24 protein-coding genes are annotated in these 23416 nt (G+C 64.3%); 11 read left to right on the top strand and 13 right to left on the bottom strand.

The genetic code is table 11. From position 1 onward, the window contains the following. Positions 1-53: 53 nt before the first annotated feature. Positions 54-707, top strand: a complete 654-nt coding sequence (locus tag CHB96_RS17900) for a DUF998 domain-containing protein (protein WP_245865831.1) — start codon at positions 54-56, stop codon at positions 705-707. Here CHB96_RS17900 and CHB96_RS17895 read toward each other — a convergent pair. The 3 genes from CHB96_RS17895 to CHB96_RS17885 all read right to left on the bottom strand — a co-directional run bounded on the left by CHB96_RS17895 (position 659) and on the right by CHB96_RS17885 (position 3798). Beyond that, positions 659-1771, bottom strand: a complete 1113-nt coding sequence (locus tag CHB96_RS17895; RefSeq protein WP_089248653.1) for a glycosyltransferase — start codon at positions 1769-1771, stop codon at positions 659-661. The two genes, CHB96_RS17900 and CHB96_RS17895, sit on opposite strands and share 49 nt — an antisense overlap. Positions 1772-1843: 72 nt before the next feature. Then, positions 1844-2581, bottom strand: coding sequence for an EAL domain-containing protein (locus CHB96_RS17890; protein ID WP_089248651.1), 738 nt, complete (start codon positions 2579-2581; stop codon positions 1844-1846). Continuing rightward, positions 2578-3798: a PucR family transcriptional regulator gene (locus CHB96_RS17885; protein WP_089248649.1), complete on the bottom strand. Its 1221-nt coding sequence runs from the start codon at positions 3796-3798 to the stop codon at positions 2578-2580. The genes CHB96_RS17890 and CHB96_RS17885 overlap by 4 nt, the downstream gene beginning before the upstream one ends. A gap of 224 nt (positions 3799-4022) precedes the next feature. Between CHB96_RS17885 and CHB96_RS17880 the strand changes: the two genes are divergently transcribed. The 4 genes from CHB96_RS17880 to CHB96_RS17865 are packed head-to-tail and all read left to right on the top strand — an operon-like array spanning position 4023 to position 7467. Further along, positions 4023-4391, top strand: a complete 369-nt coding sequence (locus CHB96_RS17880) for a YciI family protein (protein WP_089248783.1) — start codon at positions 4023-4025, stop codon at positions 4389-4391. Beyond that, entirely contained in the window at positions 4382-5638 is a 1257-nt protein-coding gene (locus CHB96_RS17875) for an RNA polymerase sigma factor (protein WP_089248647.1), read from the top strand. The genes CHB96_RS17880 and CHB96_RS17875 overlap by 10 nt, the downstream gene beginning before the upstream one ends. Next, entirely contained in the window at positions 5638-7035 is a 1398-nt protein-coding gene (locus CHB96_RS17870) for an FAD-binding oxidoreductase (protein ID WP_089248645.1), read from the top strand. Before CHB96_RS17875 ends, CHB96_RS17870 begins: the two co-directional genes overlap by 1 nt. Before the next feature lie 54 nt (positions 7036-7089). Next, positions 7090-7467: a VOC family protein gene (locus CHB96_RS17865; RefSeq protein ID WP_089248643.1), complete on the top strand. Its 378-nt coding sequence runs from the start codon at positions 7090-7092 to the stop codon at positions 7465-7467. 7 nt (positions 7468-7474) lie between these two features. On the opposite strand, the gene CHB96_RS17860 is transcribed toward CHB96_RS17865, so the two are convergent. After that, positions 7475-8779, bottom strand: coding sequence for an NAD(P)/FAD-dependent oxidoreductase (locus CHB96_RS17860; protein ID WP_089248641.1), 1305 nt, complete (start codon positions 8777-8779; stop codon positions 7475-7477). A 127-nt stretch (positions 8780-8906) separates the two neighbouring features. Here CHB96_RS17860 and CHB96_RS17855 point away from each other — a divergent pair, with 127 nt between their 5' ends. After that, entirely contained in the window at positions 8907-9824 is a 918-nt protein-coding gene (locus CHB96_RS17855; RefSeq protein WP_089248781.1) for a LysR family transcriptional regulator, read from the top strand. Here CHB96_RS17855 and CHB96_RS17850 read toward each other — a convergent pair. Next, positions 9794-10339: a hypothetical protein gene (locus CHB96_RS17850; RefSeq protein ID WP_141136503.1), complete on the bottom strand. Its 546-nt coding sequence runs from the start codon at positions 10337-10339 to the stop codon at positions 9794-9796. The two genes, CHB96_RS17855 and CHB96_RS17850, sit on opposite strands and share 31 nt — an antisense overlap. 223 nt (positions 10340-10562) lie before the next feature. Here CHB96_RS17850 and CHB96_RS17845 point away from each other — a divergent pair, with 223 nt between their 5' ends. After that, a complete protein-coding gene (locus CHB96_RS17845; protein ID WP_089248637.1) occupies positions 10563-11408 on the top strand; it encodes an alpha/beta fold hydrolase in 846 nt (281 codons plus the stop codon). 16 nt (positions 11409-11424) lie between these two features. Here CHB96_RS17845 and CHB96_RS17840 read toward each other — a convergent pair whose 3' ends face one another. After that, the gene (locus tag CHB96_RS17840; protein ID WP_089248635.1) at positions 11425-11727 is read right to left on the bottom strand and encodes a hypothetical protein; all 303 of its coding nucleotides are present in this window, start codon (positions 11725-11727) and stop codon (positions 11425-11427) included. A gap of 172 nt (positions 11728-11899) precedes the next feature. On the opposite strand from CHB96_RS17840, the gene CHB96_RS17835 reads away from it, so the two are divergent. Further along, on the top strand, positions 11900-13084 hold the full coding sequence (locus CHB96_RS17835) for an ATP-binding protein (protein WP_089248633.1): 1185 nt from the start codon (positions 11900-11902) through the stop codon (positions 13082-13084). Here CHB96_RS17835 and CHB96_RS17830 read toward each other — a convergent pair. The 5 genes from CHB96_RS17830 to CHB96_RS17810 all read right to left on the bottom strand — a co-directional run bounded on the left by CHB96_RS17830 (position 13072) and on the right by CHB96_RS17810 (position 17078). Next, a complete protein-coding gene (locus CHB96_RS17830) occupies positions 13072-13911 on the bottom strand; it encodes a glucose 1-dehydrogenase (protein ID WP_089248631.1) in 840 nt (279 codons plus the stop codon). The two genes, CHB96_RS17835 and CHB96_RS17830, sit on opposite strands and share 13 nt — an antisense overlap. A 120-nt stretch (positions 13912-14031) precedes the next feature. Beyond that, positions 14032-14820, bottom strand: a complete 789-nt coding sequence (locus CHB96_RS17825; RefSeq protein WP_089248629.1) for an ABC transporter permease — start codon at positions 14818-14820, stop codon at positions 14032-14034. Further along, complete coding sequence (locus tag CHB96_RS17820) at positions 14817-15800, bottom strand: ABC transporter ATP-binding protein (protein WP_245865829.1); 984 nt, start codon at positions 15798-15800, stop codon at positions 14817-14819. The genes CHB96_RS17825 and CHB96_RS17820 overlap by 4 nt, the downstream gene beginning before the upstream one ends. An 88-nt stretch (positions 15801-15888) precedes the next feature. Continuing rightward, on the bottom strand, positions 15889-16407 hold the full coding sequence (locus CHB96_RS17815; RefSeq protein ID WP_089248777.1) for an EXLDI protein: 519 nt from the start codon (positions 16405-16407) through the stop codon (positions 15889-15891). A 95-nt stretch (positions 16408-16502) separates the two neighbouring features. Continuing rightward, a complete protein-coding gene (locus tag CHB96_RS17810) occupies positions 16503-17078 on the bottom strand; it encodes a TetR/AcrR family transcriptional regulator (protein ID WP_089248627.1) in 576 nt (191 codons plus the stop codon). 77 nt (positions 17079-17155) lie between these two features. On the opposite strand from CHB96_RS17810, the gene CHB96_RS17805 reads away from it, so the two are divergent. Continuing rightward, a complete protein-coding gene (locus CHB96_RS17805; RefSeq protein ID WP_089248625.1) occupies positions 17156-17836 on the top strand; it encodes an NAD(P)H-dependent oxidoreductase in 681 nt (226 codons plus the stop codon). Here CHB96_RS17805 and CHB96_RS17800 read toward each other — a convergent pair. Then, positions 17805-19181, bottom strand: coding sequence for a DHA2 family efflux MFS transporter permease subunit (locus tag CHB96_RS17800; protein ID WP_089248623.1), 1377 nt, complete (start codon positions 19179-19181; stop codon positions 17805-17807). The two genes, CHB96_RS17805 and CHB96_RS17800, sit on opposite strands and share 32 nt — an antisense overlap. Positions 19182-19236: 55 nt before the next feature. Between CHB96_RS17800 and CHB96_RS17795 the strand changes: the two genes are divergently transcribed. Next, positions 19237-19884, top strand: a complete 648-nt coding sequence (locus CHB96_RS17795) for a TetR/AcrR family transcriptional regulator (RefSeq protein ID WP_089248621.1) — start codon at positions 19237-19239, stop codon at positions 19882-19884. A gap of 107 nt (positions 19885-19991) precedes the next feature. Further along, positions 19992-20576: a hypothetical protein gene (locus CHB96_RS17790; protein ID WP_089248619.1), complete on the top strand. Its 585-nt coding sequence runs from the start codon at positions 19992-19994 to the stop codon at positions 20574-20576. Between the two features lie 104 nt (positions 20577-20680). Here CHB96_RS17790 and dnaB read toward each other — a convergent pair whose 3' ends face one another. Continuing rightward, entirely contained in the window at positions 20681-23092 is a 2412-nt protein-coding gene (gene dnaB / locus CHB96_RS17785) for a replicative DNA helicase (RefSeq protein WP_089248617.1), read from the bottom strand. Between the last annotated feature and the right edge of the window lie 324 nt (positions 23093-23416).

The following is a 23416-nucleotide window of genomic DNA, read 5'->3' as shown; positions in this document are numbered from 1 at the left end:
ATCTGGCAGCCGGGACGGCCTGGATACTTTCTTTCGCCTATCTGTTGGCAGAAGTGTTCACGGCCACTGCATGGAAAACGCCGTACAGCTTCGCCCGCGATTCCATCAGTTCGCTCGGTGTCACCACGTGTGACGTCGAATCCTGCTCACCGATGCACGACGTCATGAACTCGTCGTTCATCGTGCTGGGCGCTCTGACGCTGGTCGGTGCGATCTTCCTGCATAGACACATTCGCAGTGGCCGTGAGAAGAAGTGGATTCTCTCGCTCGCCGTCGTCATCGCCGTCAGTACCGCAGCGACCGGTCTGTTTCCGGCCAACGACGGCACGATCGTGCACTGGAGTGCAGTCCTGCCTGGTTTCATCGCTCGACACGTCGTACTCGTCCTGATCGCCTGGCACCTGTGGCACGAGCGACGGCTCGTCGCGATCTGGTCCGCGCTGTGTGCGGCGGTGGGCGTGGTGGGAGCAGTCCTCATGGTCGCGCAGACACTGCACTTCGGGCTGGGTGAACGCCTCGCGCTCTATCCGATGCCGACGTGGATGGCCGTGACCGGCACCGCTGTCCTCGTCGCGTTGGCCAGGCGCACGGTGCTGGCACGATTCGACTTCTCGTTCGCCCGCGACCCTCGGCGCTGGATCCGACGCGCAACTCTGGTTCAGCCCACCGAGTCGAGCGCCTCCGCGACGGTCGGCAACGTGGCGTAGAGGTCCGCGACACGCTTGGCTGCAGTGCGATACCGGCGATCCTCCAGCACGTCCTCGACCGCCGCACGTAGCCGTGGCACGTCGTCCGACGTCAGCCCTTGAATCTTGGTGCCCGCCTTCGGTGCGACCGTGATGCCTGCGCCGAGGCTTTCGACCATCGACGCGTTCGCCGGCTGATCCGCGAGCATCGGCACCGTGACGACCGGGACGCCAGCCGCGAGAGCGGACAGCGTCGTGCCGGATCCGCCGTGGCACACCACCGCGCTCGCGCGACCGAGAATGTCCGACGCCTCGACCCAGTCGACGACCTCGACGTTCGGTGGCGCCGGGTAACGTCGTCCGCCGCGACCGACACTGGCGACGACCTGCACGTCGAGGGAGCCGAGCGCCTCCAGCGCTGCGGTCCACGTGCCTTCGATCTGCTCGAACGCGGTGTTCACCGTGCCGAAAGTCAGCCACACGACGGGTGTCGACGTGCTCGTCGACCGATCACACGCCACACGGAACCCGTACCGCCGTGTGTCCGGGTAGCCCGTCGCGTCGTCGATCGGGAACCGTGTGAGATACGGCGCAGCTTCGACGTACTTACGCGTCCCGGGCTGGATCGGTTCGATCACTTCCGATGCGAGCTTCAGACCGGAGATATCGGCGCGGCCCGGTGAGATTCCGACCGTCGTGACGGGGATGTCCATCCGGTGCGCCACGATCGCCGACGCGTAGTCGCAGGGCTCTCGGAGGACGAGGTCGGGGCGGAAGGTCTCTGCTGCCGAGTGCATCGTCGGTAGTGCCGCGTCGGTGAGGAGCCGTCCGAAGAGCTCCACTTCCGCCGCACGAACCCTGACCTCCCGATCGCCGGATTGCAGGTCCCGATGGATTCGGCTCTTCAGTTCCTTGTCCGGAGATCCCGTTGTCTCGTATCGACAACCGGTCGCACGAGCGGTGTCTTCCTGTGCAGGGGGCACCACGAGCAGAACGTCGTCGCCGCGGTCGCGAGCAGCCGAGACGAAGGGAAGCAGGGGCCCGAGATGGCCTTCACCGCCGCATGCGGTCACGAGAATTCGCATCGGTCCAACCTAGTACTTCCACGACACGTCATGCAGGGGGCGGTGGATCGGAGTGGACCGACTACGTCGGTGTCAACGGTCACCCGCCAGGGGAATCGACGAAATCGCAGCTGCGGCACCGAAATACCACCCTTGACCCAGAGTGGCCCCGAGCTCGACTGCGCGGTTGCGGTCGTATTCGAATTCGATACCCTCCGCGATGACGACTGCACCTGTCGCGTCGACGAAATTCCGGACGGTGCGCAGCACTCGGCGTGACCTCATGGTCCTGGGGTTTCGAAGGACACGTGCGTCGAGTTTGACGATGTCGGGTTCGACGACGCGCAGCGCATCCAACGTGCTCCAGTTCGAACCGACGTCGTCGAGCGCGATGGTGATCCCACGGCGCCGCGCTGCACGGACCATGGCGCGCAATCCGCTGGGTTCGGAGTCCAGCCCGCGTTCGGTGATTTCGAGGACGACGTGCAAGTCGTCGCCGAGAGCGTCGAGGTGCGCCTCGGTGCGTGCTGGATCGCCGATGCCCGATGGTTCGAAATTGAGGAACAGCGTCAGGTCACGTCCGAGCAGGCACGTCCGCGCCTCCTTGACTGCTGCTGCGCGGCAGGCGAAATCGATGTCGGCGACGACTCCGCGGCGGCGTGCGAGCGCGAACACCTCGGCAGGGTCGACGCCCGCCACCGTTGGCCACCGAGCGAGTGCCTCGACTCCGACGACGACACCGGTGTCGAGCGAGACCACGGGCTGGAAGGACGGAATCATCGAATCGATCGCGACGAGCGCTGCGCGCGCGGACATCGATGTGACGGTCATCGAGCGTCCAGCGAGTCGGCGACGAGAGCGGCATGCAGCGACCTCAGTCCCGAGGACTTCATCGGGTCGATCCCCGTGATCTGCTCGATCCTCTTGAGCCGGTAGTCGACGGTATTGGGATGCACCACAAGCTGTTTGGCCGCCTTCTTACGATTGGCTTCCGTCTCGACGAAAGCGCGTAGCGTCGGAAGCAGATCGGGCACGAGCCGTAGAGGATCGAGGATCTTCTGCAGGTGCCGCCGCCCGACCCCGGGCCGAGCGATCTGGAATTCCAGTGCGAGGTCGGCGATTCGGTGCACACCGGGCCGGTACTCGAGTCTGTGTACGAGCCTCAAGAGCTCGTAAGCGTTCTCTGCCTCCTCCGGAATGCGCGACGGTACCGCCGTCACCGAGGCTGCATGGATCGGAACTCCGCCTGCCGCACTCATCCCGTCCACGATCGCCTCGACCGTGTTCGGCGCCGTGTCGGGAACGAGGACCGTACCGCCCGACGGGCTGAGCACCGCCAGTGGATGCGACGGCGAGACGGCGTCGGCGATGGCGGCGTGGATTCTGCGCTGCTTCATGCCTGCGGCGATGTCCCGCTCGGCGGGTGACCCCGATTCGTCGGGGTGCACCGAGAAATGCAGCGCAACGACCTCGTACGACGCAGCCAGCTCGATCCCGGATCGCTCGGCGATACGGTGCGCCCTGGGATCACCGGCCAGCAGTGCGGTAGTCAGCGAATGCCCGACGTCGCCCATCAACGACGCCGCGGCTTTGTACTCGTCCAGATAGGACGACGTCACAGCCTCGGACACGACGTCGAGAAGCCCGAACATCAACACTGCGCCGTCGACGAGCGCGGCGTGTTCGCCGGGGCCTGCGGTGTCGGCGACCAGGCGCAGTCCCGCGGAGAAGCCTGCGTGGAACGCGTGCAGGATCGGGGCGATCGGCATGCCTGCGCGCGCCCACCTGCCGGCCGATTCCCTCAGACGGGACAGATCGATCGACGACGGCTGTGTCCCGCTGTCCAGGACATCGGCCGCGAGCTCGACGCACAGCGCAGCGATCTGGGCCACCTCGCCGCGACCCGTCTCGTCGGTCAGCTCCCGGCAATCGGTGCTGGCGAGAATGCGCTCGACTACCGTGAGCGTCGCATCGCGTGTGCTGCGCAGGCAGTGCGACGCCGGCCGCCCTCCCAGGGTGACCGTCTCCGCTGTGCTCGTCGTCGGCATCCGAGCTCACCTTTCAGAACGGCTGGAAAACATACATCAAGATCACAATAAGGCAACAAACCGACTTTAGGACTGATTTCCGAAGCCTGATCCGTCTTTGCGACCGAAACGCGTGGTATCGGGGAGTCGCGGCGCGCCCAGCGAGATACTCGGACGTGTCGATCTCGACGTCGGTCGATCGTCATCACTGTGTCCGACCATTCTCTGGCGATCAGGAGCACACGATGCGTTACGCACTTCTTCTCAACAATGCCGAGCCCGCTGCCGGTGAGATCCCCGAGGAAGCAATCGCTCAGATGCAGCAAGCATTCGGCGACTACGGAAAGGCGCTGCAGGCAGCAGGCGTTCTCGTCGCGGCGGAGGTCCTTGCCACGAACTCCGTGACCACGACCGTGACGAGGCGCAACGGCGATCTGCAGATTCAAGACGGCCCGTTCGCCGACACGAAGGAGGCGCTCGGCGGTGTGTTCATCGTCGACGTCCCCGATCTCGACTCGGCGATGATGTGGGCCGAACGATGCCCAGGCACCCAGTACGGCGTCGTCGAGGTTCGTCCCGTCGCGACGTCGTTCGTCGACGGGTCATGGACCTGAGCGACCCCACCTCGCCGGCCGAGACCGCCGCCCGCACGTCGTACGGGCGGCTTCTCGCGATCCTCGCCGCGGCGAGCGGCGACATCACCGGCTCGGAAGATGCCCTGGCCGACGCGTTCGAACGAGCACTGACGACGTGGCCTCGCGACGGAGTTCCCGCCAATCCCGACGGCTGGCTGCTCACCGCGGCTCGCAATCGGCAGCGCGACGGCTGGAAGTCGGCGGCACACCGGACAGGCGTACCGCTCGATCCGGCAGTCCACGCACCCACCTACTTCGACGACGTCGATCCGGATGCCGTTCCCGACGAGCGACTTCGGTTGATGCTGGTGTGTGCGCACCCCGCGATCGACCAGGCAGTGCACACACCCCTGATGTTGGACGTCGTTCTCGGGTGCACGGCGAAGCAGATCGCACAGGCGTTCGCGCTCCCGTCGTCGACCCTCGCGGCCCGACTCGGACGGGCCAAGAAACGTATCCGCGACGGACACATCTCGTTCGAATTGCCCGACCGCTCGGCACTGCCCGGCCGACTCGATGCCGTCATGACCGCCGTCTACGGCGCATTCGCGATCGACTGGCACAGCACGGGAACAGAGATGCGCGACGGGCTCACCGGCGAAGCGCTGCATCTCGCCGAAACGCTGTGCGCGCTGCTCCCCGACAACGCCGAGGCACACGGACTCGCCGCGCTGATCTGCCTGTCCGTCGGCAGGCAACCCGCGCGCTACGTCGACGATGCCCTCGTTCCTCTGCACCAGCAGGACACAACGCGGTGGAACTCGGAACTCCTGACGCGCGGGGAGGACCATCTCCGCGCAGCACACGCGTCGGCGACGCGGGGATCACCCCTTGGCCGGTTTCAGCTCGAAGCGGCCATCGATGCCGTCCACTGCGCCCGACGACGCACCGGAATCACGGACTGGCAGCACCTGGCGTCGCTGCACACTGCACTGCAGACGATCGCGCCGACGCTCGGCGGATCGGTGGCGCGTGCCGTCGTGATGTCCGAAATCGACGGTGCAGCAGCTGGTTTGGACATCCTCGACGAGATCGGCACGGACCGACCCTTTCAGCCCGCGTGGGCAGCTCGCGCGAATCTTCTCCATCGACTCGGCCGCGTCGACGAGGCCGCAGCGGCATACGCCAAGGCGATCTCGTTGACGCCCGACGCGCACACCCGCCGCTTCCTGCACCGCAGGCTCGACGCCCTGTCCTCGGGCGATTCTCCCGATAGCCTGGCCTGATGGACTTCGACTCCGAGTTCGACGCCGCCCTCGATGCCGCTGCGCCCGGCCGGATCCTGCGCGACGTCGATGCCATGGCCCGATATTCGACGGATTGGACGGGCCGGTGGACAGGGTCACCACGAGCGGTCGCACGACCACGGACGGTCGAGCAGGTCGCCGCAATTCTGGCCGCCTGCACCGAACATCGGGTTGCCGTCGTCGCGCAGGGAGGCAACACCGGACTCGTCGGAGGTGCGGTACCGCCCTCGGGAAGCATCGTGCTGAGCACCGAGGCGTTGACGGCGACGGGACCCGTGCGCGAGAACGGATCGGTGACCGTCGGCGCAGGCGTGACGTTGCACGACTTGGAACGACTCGCGCAGGAGAACGGCATGACTGCGGGCCTGGCGCTGGCGTCGGGCGCATCGGCGACGGTCGGAGGCGTGGCGGCGACGAATGCCGGTGGCGCACGGGTGTTGCGGTACGGAACTGCGCGCGACCGCATCTCCGGGGTTCGCGCCGTCCTCGCACACGGTGACGTCATCGATCGCCGCTCGGCCCTGCGGAAGGACAACACCGGATACGACCTGACGGACCTCGTCGTCGGATCCGAGGGCACACTCGCCGTCATCACCGACGTCACGTGGAAATTGGTTGCACCACACAGTGATCGAGTGGTTCTCGCGATGTCCTTCACCGACGCGCAGGCAGCCACCGATGCGCTGACGACGTTGCTGTCTCTGCCCGGCCTCGACGCACTGGAGTGGGCCGAGGGGAGCGCCGTCGAACGTGCTGCGGCGCAACTCGACACGACGCCGCCCCTACCCTCGGATGGTTTCTGGGTGTTCGCCGAACTCGGAGACTCGCACGTCGGCGGCGGCAGTCTTGTCGACGTCGCGGAGCCCGTGATCGAATCCCTGTCGGCGTCAGGGCTGAGCGAGAACCGTATCGCCGTAGCCGCGTCGGCGGCGGACCGTCGAACGCTGTGGTCCTTCCGCGAACGCATCACCGAATCCATCAGCGCTGCAGGGATTCCCGTCAAGCTGGATGTCGGGGTACCCGCGGCAGAGTTTCGTGCATTCGTGGAGTCTCTGTCGTCGGTCGTGCACGCAGTCGAGCCGAGCGCAATTCCCGTGTTGTTCGGCCACTTCGCGGAGAGCAACATTCACGTGAACATCCTCCCCGCGGAGGGAACGTTCCCCGAGCCGGTGGCCGAGGCGCTCGAGGACGCCGTTCTGGAGCACGTGCTGTCGGCAGGTGGAACCGTCAGTGCCGAGCACGGCATCGGGCGAGTCAAGACGCGATGGCTGAATCGTCAGCGAGGCGACGTCCAGGTACGAGCCATGGACGCGTTGAAGAGCGCCTGGGACCCGAATCGCATCCTCAATCCGGGCGTCCTGTTCGACGACCGATGAGTTTCGGTCGACCCTAGGGTCGATACGGTCACGAACCCCTACAGAGGAGGAACGATGACCGATACAACGCCGACCTGGATCACAGGCGTCCGAACGATCGCCATTCCAGTGACAGACCAAGACGCATCCATCGAGTTCTACAGCACGACACTGGGATTCGAGACGACGGTCGACGGTTTCATCGACGAGCTTGGGACGCGATGGGTCCAGATGAGCTCGGCGGACGCGTCGATCGCGCTGATTCCCGGCTATCCGAGCTTCGAAGCCGGGCGCGACACCGGAGTGCGTTTGACGACGCCCGATGCCGCTGCCCTGCACGCACACCTCACCGACAACGGCGTGAAGGTGAGCGAACTACTTCTGTGGGAAGGCCTTCCGCCGATGTTCGAGTTCTCGGACCCCGACGGAAATGTCCTCTACGTCATGGAATGACGATCGGTCAGGCCGCAGCACGTTCTTCTTCCGGCACCTCGGCCTCTTCCCACTTGTCCGTGTACTGGAAGTGCGGGCGGCGGTCGCCGATGTACGAGCTCAACCACGACACCACCGCGACGTACCGGTTCCTGAACCCGACCATGTACATCAGGTGCACCGCGAGCCACATGACCCACGCGATCGGACCGGACATGTCGACCTTGCCGAAAAGCCGTGCAACAGCACTGAATCGGCCGACGATCGACATGCTTCCCTTGTCGACGTACGAGAACGCGGTGCCCGCCTTCACCTTGCCGGTGATCATCTTCGCGACGTGGCGTCCCTGCTGCATCGCAACGGGCGACTGGCCGGGAAGACCGTTCAGCGACGTGACGTCGCCGATGGCGTAGACGTCCTTCGACGTTCCGACGGTCAGGTCGTCGTGCACGAGGAGTCGCCCTGCCCTGTCGGTGTCGCAGCCGGTGCGTTCGGCGACAGTGGCGGCGAGGCCGCTGGCCTGCACGCCTGCGGACCAGATCACTGTCTTCGCAGCGATGGTCCGTGACGTCTTGGTGTCGACGTCCTGGATGGTGACCACGTCGTCGGCGATGTCGGTGACCATCGCTCCGGTGACGACATCGACTCCCGACTTCTCGAGCTTCGTGCGTGCATAGGCGCTGAGCTTGCCGCCGAAGGCCGGGAGAACGTCCTTGACGCCGTCGACCAGCGTGACGGTGACGTCGTCGGGGGAGATGTCGGGGAACGAGCCGGCGAAGTACCTGTGCGCGAGGTCGCGGATCTGCCCGGCAAGTTCGACGCCGGTCGCGCCTGCACCGACGACCACGAAGCTGAGCAGATCCTTCTCGACCGCAGGATCCGACGCCAGATGGGCGTTCTCGTAGCAGCTCAGGATCTGCTCGCGTAGCGCGATGGCATCGTCGACGGTCTTGAGCGCGAAGGTGCGGTCCTTGAACTCGTCGCGGCCGAAGTACGCCTGCGTAGCGCCCGTTGCGACGATGAGCTTTCCGAATCCGATGGTGTGCGTCGCGCCTGCTGCGGTGTAGGTGACCTGGTGCTTGTCGGTGTCGATGTCGACGACGCGTCCGAGACGAACGTCGGCCGACTCGTATTCGGCGAGGATGCGCCTGATCGGCGGAGCGATCTCGCCGGTCGACAGCATTCCCGTCGCGGCCTGATAGAGCAACGGCTGGAAGAGATGTTCGGTTGTGCTGGAGACGAGGGAGAACCGCACGCCCGCCTTGCCCAGAGTCTTGGCGGCGGCCAGTGCTCCGAATCCCGATCCGACGATGACGACCTCGTACGTGTCCACTTTCTTGCTTCCCTCTCCGCGACGTTTGTTGGAACGATTCCAACCTCCATGGAACTCGTGTCCGGGGTCGTTATCAACGCGAAAGTTGGAATAGTATCGATGAGCAGAACTCATGGATGGAGGTCACGTGGAGCTACGGCAGCTGAAATATTTTCTGGCCGTCGGCGAAGAGCTGAATTTCTCGCGCGCCGCCGAGCGGTGCTACGTGTCGCAATCTGCAATCAGTCTCCAGATAGCCAAGCTGGAACGCGAGATGGGCGAGCCGCTGTTCGAACGGTCGTCGCGGTCGGTTCGATTGACCGTTGTCGGAGCACAATTGGTGTCGATTGCGCGTCATATGCTCGAACTCGAACAGGCAGCACTTGCACTGACGACACGCAAGCAGAATCAGTTGCGCCTCGCAGGCAACATGACATTCGCCGCGAATGCGCTCGCTGCGATCGTGCGTGTACGCGAACGCCACCCCGAGGCAGAGATCGACTTCGTGTTGAAACGATTCGCCGAACAAATCGACGCGGTCATGTCCGGCGACTGCCAGGTGGCTCTCATCCGAGGCAGTGTCGAGCGGACGAGCCTGCACGTCACCGAACTGTGGACCGAAGATCTCGTGGTGGTGCTCGCCGAGGGGCATCCACTGGCCGGAGGCGACAACCCGAGCCTCGAACAGCTGGCGGCCTATCCGCTGCTGCTCCCGAAGCGAAGCGACCAGATCCTGCTGCACCGCGTGATCGAGGGCGCGATGAAGCGCAGCGGTCTCCGTCTGACGTTCGGCCCGCCCGTCGCTCCGGACCACACCGCGAGCGCCGAACTGCTCAATCATCCGGAATGCTGGTCGATCATCTACGCCAGCACTGCGGAAAGCACACCGAAGACCGGCCTCGCTTTCCGCACCGAGGCGCAGCATCGACTCCAGCTGGCCGTATCCGCTGTCGTCGCCTCATCGGTTCCGGAAACAGACATACAGCGAGACCTCATCGAGGCACTCGCCGACACCGCCCCCGACGACGCGACGAGTCAGAACACCCCGGCTTCACGCATCCGCTGAACCACGTACGCCCCACCGTAGATGTCGTCGAGCGATCGCGGCTCCACCAGCGGCCAGAACGCGACGCCGAATCGCGCTTCCTCCGAATCGGTCTGCGCGACAATGACATCGACGGCGTAACGCCGATCCTCGACGGTCAGGTCGCCGGCACGGTAGAAGTAGTCCTCGATACCGACGCGAACAGCGCGCTGTTCGGTGGTGCTGCTACCCATGGACATCGCGGTCCAGGTCCCGTCGGCCAGACCGACACAGGAATAGACGCGTTGGAATGTGCTGTCGTCGTCGCCCGCTTGTGTCACGACGCCGCCGCCCAGCGAACCGCCCGCACCCGGCACCCACCGGTCGGCCCAGAGCGGCGCCTCGTCGCCGGTGATCCGGACGCTCGGCGCCTCACCGCCGGAACAGCGTTCATCCGAAGCCCGTACCGACCCGCTGCACGCCGCCGTTCCCGTGGCCAGAACCACCAACACGGCAGCGTAGGCCGCCGACCGCCCCATGCCCCGTGACCACACCATGGACGAACCATACCCTTCGGATTGTTTCCCCGGGTTCAGGGTCTGAAACCTCCACCGGCAGAGGGTTCCTCGGGATTATGCGCTCCAGTCGGTCGCTAACGGACGTCGCACTCACGTCTGCGCAACACCGCCCGACAGCGGTGGTCGACCGCTTCCGCCGGTACATACTGGCTGAAAGTTCCTTATTCTTCCCTATTACAGATATTTAGTGCAGTATGAGTACATGACGAGCGTTCAGATCTTCACATCACAGGTGGGTGCCGACGATGTTCGCCGTCGGTACCGGGAACTCCTGGACAGCTGGCCGGTGCCGTCGCAGGAGCTCATCGTCCCTACGCGAGCGGGCAACACCTTCGTCGTGGCGTCGGGTCCCGTCGACGCCCCTCCACTGGTGTTGCTGCACGGGTCCGGCTCCCATTCCGGAACGTGGCTCGGCGACATCGCGACCTGGTCGCGCCGCTTCCGCTGCTACGCGGTCGACATGCTCGGCGAGCCCGGTGGCAGTGACGCAGTCCGGCTTCCGCTGGGCACCGACGACACCGCATCGTGGCTCGACGAAGTGTTCGACGCACTCGCCATCGACGACGCGGCGGTCGTCGGAATGTCGCTCGGCGGTTGGACCGCGCTGGACTTCACGATCCGCAGGCCCGCGCGAGTGAACCGGCTTGCCGTTCTGTGCCCGGGCGGCATCGGTCGACAGACTATGGGGTGGCTACCGAAGGTCCTGCTCCTACGCGCTTTCGGGAAGCGAGGGCGTCGACGAACCGCGCAGATCGTGACGGGACTCGACGGCGATTCCGCCGCAACTGTTCTCGACGATGTGGTGCGGATCTTTGCGCATTTCAAGCCGCGCACGGAACGTTTACCGGTCTTCTCCGACGACGACCTCCGCGGGATCTCCGTGCCTGTCGGAGTGATCGTAGGCGACCGGGACGTCATGATGGACTCGACCGAAACAGTCCGTCGTGCAGAACGATTCATCGACGACAGTTCGGTCGTTGTCCTTCCAGATACCGGTCACGCCATCGTCGGACAGACCGACACCGTGATGACGTTCCTCACCAGCTGACGAAACCGATTCGCCGTCAACGCGACAGGTCGACCGTGCCCGTCAGATCCGGCCACGGTGGCCGTCGGAGAACCGCCAGCGCCGAGAATGTCGCCGCAACGAGACCGACCGAGATGCCGAATATCGCGATTCGAGTCCGATCCACCACCGGCGACCAGGTGCACTGTCCACCCGACACGACGAACATACCTACCGCAGTAGCAGATCCGTCCGCACGAACGGACGAGACGCCGACGATGGTCGTGCCGTCGTCAGTCGTGTGGGGATCACTGAAGACGAGCGTCGGCCTCACACTGTCCAGCCTGCTTCGGATACTCATGGTCGCGCCCCCGACTCGTCGCTCGTCCCGCCGGCTACACCCTACTGACCTCGGCCGGTATGCCGCCGGGAAACCAGCGGTGGCTCGACCCGCGCACGGCTGGACGTGACATTTCCCTGATGTTCAGCTCCAGCGATTTACTTAGTCCGAGCGACCCAATATAACTTTCGGTATGGAAAACCCCTATACACCTGACTTCGGCGCCGTTCCTGGCCGGCTCGTCGGGCGCGAGGGATTCGCCACAGCATTCACCTCGCTACTCGACGGGCTCGACCGTGGACATCCCCGACAATCACAGATCATCACCGGGTTGCGGGGCATGGGCAAGACCGCGCTGCTGCGAGAGTTCGCCAAGTCCGCGCGCGTGCGGCGATGGGCCGTCGTCGACACCGCCGCGGCCCGACGCGACGACCTGGGGTTCCGTCGTCAATTCACGTTCGAGTTCCGGAGCGCACTGTTGTCGCTCTCACCTCGGACACGCTGGGGCGACAAGACGAAAGCTGCAGCCGGAGTCCTCGGCTCGTTCGCGTCGACGCTGGGTGTGGACAGCCCGCTCACCGACCGGTGGGACTTCCCGACGCCGAGCAGTGCGGACACTGGTGACCTCTCGGCCGATGTCACCGCAACACTGCTCGCGCTCGGTGAGGCTGCACAGGAAAGCGGAACCGGCGTCGTGTTCGTCGTCGACGAGATCCACCGCCTGACCGTCGGACAACTCGCAGCGCTGGTCGACGGTCTGCATCGCACCTACCTCCGCGAGCTGCCCATCACCCTCGTCGGCGCCGGGATCCCCAGATCCGACGCACTTCCGCCCGAGACCCAAGTGCGCGCGAACAGACTCTTCGATTTCGCCGACCTCGGTCCACTGTCCGAGTCGGATGTCGCCGCTCTGCTGCGAACCGGCCAGGAATGGGACGACGACGCGATCGCATCGGCGTTCGACAGGACCCGCGGCGTTCCTGCCTTCGTGCACGCCTTGGGACACGTTCTATGGGAGAAGTCCCGCGGTGCGACGGTGACGCCGCAGGATCTAGCCTCGGCGTCCGTTGCCTTCGAGGACAAGGTGGACAAGAGCTTCTTCGGATCCATGCTGTCGCGGGCAACGGAACTGGAGCTGTCGTACCTACGCGCCGTGGTCGACGCGACCGAGGAGACCGAGACCGCACGACTCCTCGAGCGGACCGCTCACCAATGTGCGCATACCAGAACGGATCTGGTCGAGAAGGGTTTGCTCTACCTGCGCCCTGGCGGAACCGCTGCATTCACGGCGCCGGCAGCCGCGGAATACCTGCTCCGCGTGATGCCGACAGTGACCGCTCCCGCGCGCAAGCCCAGACGTCGACGTTACGACCCCTGAACGAACTCTTCCGCAGCCTTCACGACGTCCGTTGCAAAGGTGCCGAGTGTGACACTGGTAGCACCGCCGTCGACCGGAATGACCGTACCGCTCACGTACTGGGACAGGTCGCTGGCCAAGAAGGTTGCAACACCGGCGATGTCGGCCGGGTACCCGACGCGTCGTGACGGCTGCCCCGGGCCGAGGCGATCTGCCAGGAAGGCCGTGAACTCGTCGGATCGGGAATCTTCGACGCCGAACGTACGAGACATGATGGGAGTCATGATGATTCCAGGCGCAATGGCGTTGGATCGGATGCCGTACTGCCCAAGCTCTGCTGCCGCTTGCTTCACCAACCCGACGACGGCATGTTTGGACGCCGTGTAACCGACGGCACTCCAACCGCCCTGAATGGCAGCAGCGCTCGCGGTCGAGATGACGGAACCCTGTGTGTGCTGACGGATGAACTGAGCCGCTGCATATTTGGTGCCGAGCAGGACGGACCTGGCGAGCAGAGCCACTGTCCTGTCGAAGCCCTCGGCGTGCGCGTCGAGGATAGTCGCTGGATCTCCTTGTGCGCCTGCGTTGTTCACCATCACGTCGAGGTGGCCGAAGGTGTCGACGGCGAACGCGACTGTCGCGTCGATCGACTCTTCCGATGTGACATCCGAATGAACGAACGCGGCCTGCGAGCCGAGCGAGCCGGCAAGTGCCGAACCGTCGTCGTCGCGGATATCTGCGATGACCACCTTGGCGCCCTCGGCGACATACTTTTCGACGATCCCACGCCCGATGCCACTCGATCCGCCCGTGACGATGGCGACCTTGTCTTCGAGCAAGCCGGTCATGAGGTCCTCCTGGGGAATCGAATCTCGTTGTGAGAGCGGTATCGGCCGCCCAGCACACACACGATAATCGTGGCTTCGTGCCCGCGACAGTCCTCGAAAGAGGACAACCGACGCCGTCGGTCAGCGGGTGCGTTCCCGTCGCATCGACGCTCGCGCCCACAGATAGCCGACCGCGGTGATCGATGCGCACCATCCGAGTGCGAGGGCCGACGTCCCGAGTTGTGCTTGACCCTCCAGTAAGCCGCGCACGGTTTCGATGACGGGCGTGAACGGTTGGTACTCGGCGAACCACCGCAGGGCCGTCGGCATCGAGTCCGTCGGAACGAATCCACTACCGAGGAACGGAAGGATGATGAGAAACATCGGCAGGTTACTGGCCGTCTCGACACTGTCCGATACCAATCCGAGCGCGACCGACAACCAAGTCAGCGAAAGCGACAGCATCGTAAGGACACTCAGCAACGCCAGCCAGTCGAGTGGACTCGCTTCCGGCCTGAACCCGAGTCCGATCGCGACGAGCAGGAGCGCTGTCATCGCCAGCAGTCCCTGCACGACACTGGCGGCCACATGTCCGGTGAGCACGGATCCTGGTGAGATGGCCATGGTCCGGAACCGCGCGATGATGCCCTCCGTCATGTCGGTCGCGACCGAAATCGCTGTGCCTTGCGCCGCAGAGGCCGCGGCCATGACGACGATTGCCGGAGTCACGTATGCAAGATAGGCGGCACGTCCGCCTGCTCCAGGCAATCCGGCGCCCAGAGTTCCGCCGAAGACATACACGAACAGCAGGAGGAACACGACCGGCATACCGATGAGAAGTGCAGTCATGCTCGGGTACCGCCTGAGATGAATCAGATTGCGGCGGAACATCACCGCAGAGTCCCTGATTGCGAGGCTCGTCGATGTCATGGCGCGACCTTTCGAGAAGTGGAGTCGGTCAGCGAGAAGAACACGTCGTCGAGGTCCGGCGTCGTCACCTCGAGACGGTCTGGCTCGACGCCAGCCCGATCGAGATGATCGAGTACCGAACGCAGTTCAGCGACGTCGGTACCGCCCGCAACCGTGAGGACGCAGGTGTCGATGTCGACAATTCCATCCGGAAAAGCCTGTGCCGCAAGACTCAGCGCCACTGGGTCGGCCAGATGCAGCCGGACACTTCCGCCGTGCACGCGCCTCTTCAGCTCTGTCGGCGAGCCCTTCGCGACGATTCGGCCGTCGTCGAGCACGGCAACCGTATCTGCGAGTTCATCAGCTTCGTCGAGATACTGCGTGGTCAGCACGATCGTGATCCCGTCGGCGACGAGTTCGTGAACGATGTCCCACAGCACTTTTCGTGCACGAGGGTCAAGTCCGGTGGTCGGCTCGTCGAGAAACACGACGCTCGGTTCGCCGACCAAGGTCATCGCCAGGTCGAGCTTGCGTTGCATGCCGCCGGAGCACGCTGCGGCCGGTTTTCGTGCAGCATCGGCGAGTTCGAATCGATCGAGCAGCGATTCGATCCGTTCCTTCCCTTCCGTGCGGCCGAGACGGTGCAGATCGGCCATGAGTCGCAGGTTCTCCTCGACCGTCAGCAGCTTGTCGACTGCCGAGAACTGCCCTGTGACACCGATGGATCGCCGAATTCCGTTCGGGTCCTCGTATCGATCGTGGCCGGCGACGACAACCTCACCCGAGTCCGGTGTGACCAGGGTGGACAGGATGTGGACGGTGGTGGTCTTACCCGCACCGTTCGGGCCGAGCAGTGCGAACACCGTGCCCGCCGGTACGTCGAGATCGATCCCGTCGAGGATCGTGTTGTCGCCGTAGGATTTACGAAGCCCGCGCACACGCACCGCGGTCGATCGAGTGGACAGGGCCATGATGTGGTCTCCCGTGAACGACCCGAGCATTCGGGCCAGTGTGAATCGCCCGCGTCACCCCGAGGGCGGCGGTGCGAGAGGATGCGCGAGTATGCGCAGTCGAATATGGTGCAGCAGTTCAGATATCGAGATCTTCGACGACCGGGTCTGCGACGGAGTCCGCCACCGACGCGTACAGCTCGCCGGGGATCAACGCGCGCAATGCTTCCAGGTCGTCGGCGATCTCGAGGGTGGCGATCGCGGCCGTCGTGCTCCACTGTTGGTCGCTACTGATGTGCTTGCGCCATCCACGAGCCGAGCCGTCGGCGCCTGCGGTCCAGGAGGTTTCGGGTGATCTCTTGGTATGGACGACGAACTTGCCGGTGCGGCCGCGGTAGACGCGGAATTCCTCGACGCGATCCTTGGTGGAGCGACCCCACTCGACCAGAAGCACTCCGACGAAGCGCTGCTTGCGCCCCTCACCAGGTCCGACGCGGACGACCACCTCGTGGAAGCCTTCGCGCTTGCCTTCCTCGACGTCGACCAATCGGCGCAACGCCTCGACGATTGCCGCCGACATGTTCCCGCCGGTGAGCTCCTGCGCTCGCTGGAGAAGCGGCAGGTCGGCGTCGGACACGTAGATGGTCTTGTTGGGCACGAGACCATCGTAACCGTCCAGCTCGTTATACGCATACATATACGTATAGTCCTGAACAGGCGCGATGGCAATAGGCCTTGTCGAACTTCGAGCGGCTACGCCCTACCGACCATCGCGACGATCAATGCGGAGAGTTCGGTCCGGGCATGGTCCGGAGAGAGGGTGTCCGATGCGGCAGCACGCGAGAGTGCCTCTGCCGCACCGAAGATGGCCGTCAACGACGATGGCGTGACACCCATCGCGCCCGCAAAGGGTTCGAGCAGCTCCCGACACCTGGCGGAATAGGCGTCCTCCGCGGACCGTTTGACCTGCTCCAACTCCGGCGAACCCTCCAGCGCGGCGAGCACGCCGGTCAGCTCCCGCCCCTGCGCCAGTGTGCACCCGACGTACGAATTCGCGATCGCGGCAGCCCGCCCCTCGAGTGTGGGATCCGCTTCCGACACGTACCGCTCGAGAGTCACACCCTGACGATCGTCGAACTCCTTGTAAAGATCGGCCAATAGCGCAGCGCGAGAGGCAAAGTGGCTGTACACGACGGGTTTGGCGACTCCCGCGCGTTCGGCAAGGCGACCGAGGGTCAACGCGTCGGCGCCTTCTTCTCGCACCAACGACCACGACACGTCGATCAGCTGGTCGTACCGCTCGGACCGCGACAACCTCGTTCGAACCATCGGACACCTCCTTGCGCTATGTACCAATAGTAACCTACGGTTGGTACATAGCGCATTCGCCGTTGGAAGGAAACTATATGAACAGCCTCGTCGTGGTCGCACACCCCGATCCGAACTCGCTGACGCACCACGTTGCCCACGCGACAGCCGACGCTCTGCGTACGTCCGGCGGTGGCGTCGACATCGCCGACCTGGCCACAGAGGGTTTCGATCCTCGTTTCGACTCCAGCGATCTCGACTTCTACCGAGGAACCGGTTCGACGCCGGAAGCTGTTGCAGCAGAACAACAACGCATCGACCGAGCCGATCACCTTATCCTGGTGTTCCCGATGTACTGGTGGTCGTTCCCGGCTCTGCTCAAAGGGTGGATCGACCGTGTGTTCGTGAACGGGTGGGCATTCGACTACACCCCCGGCAGCAGCTTCGAGAAGAAACTGGAGCGGCTGACGATCCATCTCGTGCCGGTTGCAGGTGACGACGCAGACAGCTTCGAGCGTCATCGAATCCACGACGCCATTCGTATCCAGATGGAACACGGAATCATCGAATACTGCGGTGCGACAGTCGGATCGACGACCATTCTCCACGGATCCGATACGAAGTCACGCGACACGCTCGCCGACGACGTCCACTCAGTGGCGACGACCGTCGCCGGACGGGTGCTGACGAAGGAGCCCGCGGATTGCGATGCGCTGAGATGCGCGAGCTGTATCCCTGAACCCGACTTCATGGCCTACCCGGCAACCTCGTTCCTATGACCGCCGCGGCGGTTGCGGCCACGGCCAGCACAGTGAAGACCGTCGAGTACACGCTGTCGCCTCCACGGTCCAGCAGCAGTCCCATGACGGTCACTCCAACCGAAGCGAAGAGCTGTACCGCGATGAACAGGGCCGTCGTTCCCTGCGCTGCCGACTCGGGCGGCAGTATTCGGTACACGCTGGCGAAACTCGGCGATGCAACGCATCCGAACCCGAGGCCCACGACGACATAGAGGACGAGGAGTGCCGGGAGTGGCCACGCGTCGTACACCACCCCGACAGCGCCCAATCCGAGCGCCGTGAGGACCGAACCGCCGACCACGAGCGGACGCGGCCCGACGCGATCGCTGATTCGTCCGGCATTGGACATCGAGAACAACAGACCCACGCCCAGAGCGGACGTGATGACACCACGGGCGATTCCATGCAGACCGAACTGCTGCTCCGCGAGGAGTGGAAGCATGCTCAGCTGCGAGAACATGATGAATCCCACGACGCACATCACCAGTAGCGCAGCGGCGAAAGCCGGTGTGCGCAAAAGCCTCAAGTCGAGGACCGGTACACGTGAGGTGCGCAGAGCATGGACGACATATGCACCGAGAAGTACCGCGCCGACGACGACCAGCGGGACCACCAGGTATGCGTCCGCTCCTGCGCCCCAACGGTTGACGGTCAGCAATACGAAGACGAATCCTGGTGCAAGCAAGGCCATTCCGAGAAGATCCGGTGGCTGTGGCGTCGTGGATCCCGTCGTCGTCGGCACCCACCGAACGGCTGCCAGCACGATCAGAGCACCGAGGGGCAGATTGATCAGGAAGATCATCCTCCACAGGCCGTTGTCCGCGAACAACGTGCCCAGCAGTGGGCCGACGACGGGTGCGATGTTGATGATGAGGGAGAAGCGGCCCATCACGCGCCCGACATGTTCTCGCGGCGCCACCGCCGCCGCCACTGCGATGGAGGCCGGTTCGACGAGTCCGCCGCCGAAGCCTTGAAGCACCCTGAACACGATCAGGGCTTCGATCGACCAGGCAAGGCCGGTGAGCACCGATCCGGCGACGAAGGCACCGAGCCCCGCAAGGAACACCGCCCGCCCACCGAACCGATCGACAGCCCACCCGACCAGGGGAAGGACACTGCCCGCGGCGAGTAGGTAGCCCGTGGTCACCCACACCACGACCGGCAGCGTGGTATCGAACGACGTGGTCAGCGTACCGAGGGAAGCGGTGACCGCGGTGCCGTCGAGTACGGCGACGAATGCGGCTGCTCCCAGGACTGTCACGAGGATCTGTGTGCGGCGATCGAGCCGATCGGGCGTTCCGTCGGCAACACTTTTTACCGTCATGGCGCGAGACTTTACTACACGGTTTAGTTTTGTCCAGTGCTCTAGGATTCGAAGAATGACCACGCCCGAAGATGTCCGACGCACCCCTGGGCGGCGTCGCAGCGTCGACAAGCGCCGCAGCATTCTCGATGCCGCGGCGCCGGTGTTCGGCGAGGTCGGCTACGAGCGAGCCAGCATCGACACGATCGCGGCCGCCGCCGGGGTGTCGAAGCCGACCATCTACAGCTACTTCGGGAGCAAGGAAGAACTCTTCCGCGAATCGGTGGCGGACTCGGCGCGGAGCCTCAACTCGGACTCGATCAGCGCCGTCACGTCGTTCGACGTGCGCGCCAAGAACTGGCGGGCAGGCCTCATCCGCACGGCAGTGGAGCTCACCTCATGTCAACGGAGTGACTGCGCCAGCGCCTTGTCCCGACTGGTGAACGCTGAAATCAAAAGAGATCCAACGGTATTCACCGCAGTACGCGAGGCCGGCCACGATCCGGTGATCGAAGCTCTCGCCGGTCGCCTGGCCATGCTGGCCAACACCGGCGTTCTGAGCATCGACGATCCGCTGCTTGCCGCGAAACAATTGATGGCCTTGGCTACAGTCGAATTGCCGGACCTCACGTCACTCGGAACCCGCGATGTATCCGACGCCGTTGTCAAGAAGGCCGTCACGGTCGGCGTCGACGTGTTCATCAGGGCCTATCAGCCGAACTGACCGTCGACGTATATTCATCGACGGTCAGCCGATCAGCGGATATACCAAGCGGATGACCGCTGCCATCATGATTCCGACCCCTGCCCCTCCCATCAGTCGGAGTAAACATGTTGGTTGGACGAAGAATTCATCTTGCACTGACCGCTGTCGCCGCAGCGGCGTCACTAGCCCTACTCGCACCGGGAATGGCGTCGGCTCAACCCGTTCCGGGCAGCGCCGACATCACGACAGGCAGCGCCGAAGGCGCAGTGAACAGTGGTAGCGCCTTCCTCGACGCGGGAAGCAGCATTCTCGACGGCGACATCCGCGGCGGCGCGCGTCAGATCTTCGACGAGGGCATCTCGATCTTCAACAGCTTGCCGGGTTCGGGATCGGCAGCTCCACGGCAGTTCTGCAACAACGCGACCATCGCAGGTGGGCCTGGCATCACCCAGACGAACCACGATTTGGGGCGGAGTGGTCCGCTGTCGTTCGGCATATCGTGGGAGACGTATGACATCCCGGACGTCATCGACGTCTTCTACCAGGGCGCTCTCGTCTTCACCACCGGATCGATCGGCGACAACATCAACGAGGGCACCGGCGGCACCGTCATCAACCTGCCTCCGGGGACCGACACCTCGGTTCTGGTGAAGGTCACGGGCCCCGGCGGTACCGACTGGGACTACAACGTCGGTTGCCCCTTCGCCTGATACGAACCACGGCGGGTCCGGGAATCCCGGACCCGCCGCTGGCACAGTCACAATCGTGATCGACGACGCGAGACGCTCTACGCCGCGACCGAATCGATCGAGGCTCAGCCCCTGGCCATGTCGACGAACCTCGACAGGTGCAGCTGGTGCGCGACGGTGATGGTCGCGGTCGGTCCGTTACGGTGCTTGCCGAGAATCAAGTCCGCCTCGCCACCACGGGGGTCGTCGCGCTCGATCGCGTCGGGACGATGCAACAGGATGACCATGTCGGCGTCCTGCTCGAGCGATCCCGACTCACGAAGGTCGGACACCATCGGCTTCTTGTCGGTGCGCTGCTCGGGGCCACGGTTGAGCTGACACACCGCGACCACCGGAACTTCGAGTTCCTTGGCGAGCAGCTTCAGCTGACGCGAGAAGTCCGAGACCTCCTGCTGGCGTGACTCGACCTTCTTGCCCGACGACATCAGCTGAAGGTAGTCCACCACAACGAGTTTCAGACCGTTGCGCTGCTTCAACCGACGCGCCTTCGCGCGGATCTCCATCATCGTCAGGTTGGGGGAGTCGTCGACGAACAGCGGCGCTTCACTGATCTCGCTCATACGACGCGCAAGCCGCGTCCAGTCGTCGTCGGTCATCTTGCCCGAACGCATGTCACCGAGCTTGATCTTCGCCTCTGCGGACAACAGTCGCATCACGATCTCGGTGCGGCTCATTTCCAGAGAGAAAATGACACTCGGCATCCCGTGCTTGATCGAGCACGAGCGCATGAAATCCATCGACAATGTCGAGTTGTGCGTCGGGATCATCGATTCACCAGCAAGGTACAGATGGTCCGCGTTGTCGACCTCGACGCACCGAACGGGCACCGATGCGATCGGGCGAACGTCGACGATGAACCTGGAGCCCGATCGGACCGTGGTGCTAGCGGCACGACGTTCCTTGTGCAGCAACTGCTTCCGATGCAATCCGAACACGACGTCATCGGTCGCGAATGTCAGCGTGTAGGCAGTCGACGACTCCTCGCGACGTCCCTTGACTCGCTTCGTCGACATCTGTACCCGGTAGCCCAGGCTGACGAGGAGCTCGCGAACGTCGTCCACGAAACGCTTGTTGGTGACGCTGAACTGCGCCGAGCCACCATGGGTGACCGTTCCGTCCGTGTCGAGCAAGCCTGCGAGAAGTGCTCGACGCTGGGCCTCTGAGCTCCTCAGGTACTCGACCGGAATGTGCTTGTCGCCCAACACCTCAATAGTGTGCAGGCGCGCGGCCACTGCTTCGAGCCCGCCGCCTGACTCATCCTCACCCTCGATACGTGTCAGGATTTCCGGGTCCGCGCTGGTGATCTGAGCGCATGCCGACGAGCCGTCGCCGAGCCACGCGCCCAGCGTATAGGGAGGCACCAAGAGATCGCGCTCGGGCAACTGGATTGCCTCGGCGTTCACCACCGAGTGGTTGAGGCGCGCATCCTTGGTGTTGCAGCGAACCGTCTGTGCGATCTCCTCGGTGGTACGCACCTCCGCGAAGGTCTGCTGAGAGCGATAGCCGTTGTACTGAGTCTTGGCGGCCTGTGCGGACTTTCGCGAAGCGCGAGTCTCCGTCAGCCACTGGTGCTGCGCGTCGGCAACGATGACCGACCCATCGGAGAACTCGACCTCGTAGCACGGCCGATCGGTCATGACATCCGTCGCGGCCACGACACGGGTGGGCTTGCCGTGCGCGTCGATGAGCTGGTCACCGACCATGACCTCGCCCATCGTGGTCCAGCCGTCGGGCGTCGGGAGCTTCGTGTCGAGCGCGAGAGCCTTACCCACACCAGGTCGCGCCGCCACGATGATCATCTGACCCGCGTGGAGACCGTTTGTGATTTCGTCGAGTTCGGCGAATCCCGTCGGCACACCGAGGGAGATGCCACCACGGCTGGCGATGGAGTCGATCTCGTCCATCGTCGGCTGCAGCAGCTCCTCGAGGGGGAGGAAGTCCTCGGACGTACGACGCTCGGTGACCTCGTAGACCTCGGCCTGCGCGCGGTCGACGACCTCGGCGACATCTTGGCCGTCCGAGCCCGCGTAGCCGAACTGCACGATGCGGGTGCCTGCCTGCACGAGCCTGCGCAGAATCGACTTCTCCGCGACGATCTCCGCGTAGTAGCCGGCATTGGCCGCCGTGGGCACGGTCTGGGTCAGAGTGATCAGGTAGGGCGGCCCGCCGATTCGCTTGAGCTCACCGCGACGGTCGAGCTCCGCCGACACGGTGACCGGGTCGGCAGGCTCACCGCGGCTGTAGAGGTCCAGAATCGCGTCGTACACGTTCTGGTGTGCCGGGCGGTAGAAATCGCCCGGACGAAGGACCTCGAGGACGTCGGCGATGGCGTCCTTGCTCAGCAGCATGCCGCCGAGGACCGATTGTTCAGCAGCCATGTCCTGCGGTGGCTGGCGACCGAAATCCTCACCGGGGGCTTCACTGGGAGGCGGCTCGGAGGAGTAGTCCGGCTGCCCTCGATCGTCCACAACTGCCACGCGAACTCGACCGTCCTTCCCATCGCCACACCGTCAGCCGCTACCTGAAGCGACCTACCGGAACAAGTTGTACATCGCCAGTCCGACAGCCCCTGCCGACGCCGACCTTTCGCCGCTTCCGATCAGACGCCTCGGGCTGCGGAGACACGCTGGAGGCACGTTATGTGGTCTAGTCTCCCGTCACAACACGGCCTGTGGATGAATCTGTGGATCAATTGTGGACAGCGTCGAACAACTGTGTTGACCATCTGGGGATAACCTGGGTATAACTCTGCGCGTTGGTGCCTTTTCCGCAGTTCAAAGGGTGTGTAGAAACTTTTTGCC

Source organism: Rhodococcoides kyotonense (assembly GCF_900188125.1).
Lineage (GTDB): Bacteria > Actinomycetota > Actinomycetes > Mycobacteriales > Mycobacteriaceae > Rhodococcoides > Rhodococcoides kyotonense.
Note: the sequence above shows the minus strand (reverse complement) of the source record. Positions and strands in the feature narration are given on the sequence as shown.

Excerpts from the sequence above, each read along its gene's own strand:
- CHB96_RS17895 (WP_089248653.1), bottom strand. The coding sequence starts at position 1,771 with ATGCGAATTCTCGTGACCGCATGCGGCGGTGAAGGCCATCTCGGGCCC.
- CHB96_RS17890 (WP_089248651.1), bottom strand. The coding sequence starts at position 2,581 with ATGACCGTCACATCGATGTCCGCGCGCGCAGCGCTCGTCGCGATCGAT.
- CHB96_RS17885 (WP_089248649.1), bottom strand. The coding sequence starts at position 3,798 with ATGCCGACGACGAGCACAGCGGAGACGGTCACCCTGGGAGGGCGGCCG.
- CHB96_RS17880 (WP_089248783.1), top strand. The coding sequence starts at position 4,023 with ATGCGTTACGCACTTCTTCTCAACAATGCCGAGCCCGCTGCCGGTGAG.
- CHB96_RS17875 (WP_089248647.1), top strand. The coding sequence starts at position 4,382 with ATGGACCTGAGCGACCCCACCTCGCCGGCCGAGACCGCCGCCCGCACG.
- CHB96_RS17870 (WP_089248645.1), top strand. The coding sequence starts at position 5,638 with ATGGACTTCGACTCCGAGTTCGACGCCGCCCTCGATGCCGCTGCGCCC.
- CHB96_RS17865 (WP_089248643.1), top strand. The coding sequence starts at position 7,090 with ATGACCGATACAACGCCGACCTGGATCACAGGCGTCCGAACGATCGCC.
- CHB96_RS17850 (WP_141136503.1), bottom strand. The coding sequence starts at position 10,339 with ATGGTGTGGTCACGGGGCATGGGGCGGTCGGCGGCCTACGCTGCCGTG.
- CHB96_RS17845 (WP_089248637.1), top strand. The coding sequence starts at position 10,563 with ATGACGAGCGTTCAGATCTTCACATCACAGGTGGGTGCCGACGATGTT.
- CHB96_RS17840 (WP_089248635.1), bottom strand. The coding sequence starts at position 11,727 with ATGAGTATCCGAAGCAGGCTGGACAGTGTGAGGCCGACGCTCGTCTTC.
- CHB96_RS17835 (WP_089248633.1), top strand. The coding sequence starts at position 11,900 with ATGGAAAACCCCTATACACCTGACTTCGGCGCCGTTCCTGGCCGGCTC.
- CHB96_RS17830 (WP_089248631.1), bottom strand. The coding sequence starts at position 13,911 with ATGACCGGCTTGCTCGAAGACAAGGTCGCCATCGTCACGGGCGGATCG.
- CHB96_RS17825 (WP_089248629.1), bottom strand. The coding sequence starts at position 14,820 with ATGACATCGACGAGCCTCGCAATCAGGGACTCTGCGGTGATGTTCCGC.
- CHB96_RS17820 (WP_245865829.1), bottom strand. The coding sequence starts at position 15,800 with ATGCTCGGGTCGTTCACGGGAGACCACATCATGGCCCTGTCCACTCGA.
- CHB96_RS17810 (WP_089248627.1), bottom strand. The coding sequence starts at position 17,078 with ATGGTTCGAACGAGGTTGTCGCGGTCCGAGCGGTACGACCAGCTGATC.
- CHB96_RS17805 (WP_089248625.1), top strand. The coding sequence starts at position 17,156 with ATGAACAGCCTCGTCGTGGTCGCACACCCCGATCCGAACTCGCTGACG.
- CHB96_RS17800 (WP_089248623.1), bottom strand. The coding sequence starts at position 19,181 with ATGACGGTAAAAAGTGTTGCCGACGGAACGCCCGATCGGCTCGATCGC.
- CHB96_RS17795 (WP_089248621.1), top strand. The coding sequence starts at position 19,237 with ATGACCACGCCCGAAGATGTCCGACGCACCCCTGGGCGGCGTCGCAGC.
- CHB96_RS17790 (WP_089248619.1), top strand. The coding sequence starts at position 19,992 with ATGTTGGTTGGACGAAGAATTCATCTTGCACTGACCGCTGTCGCCGCA.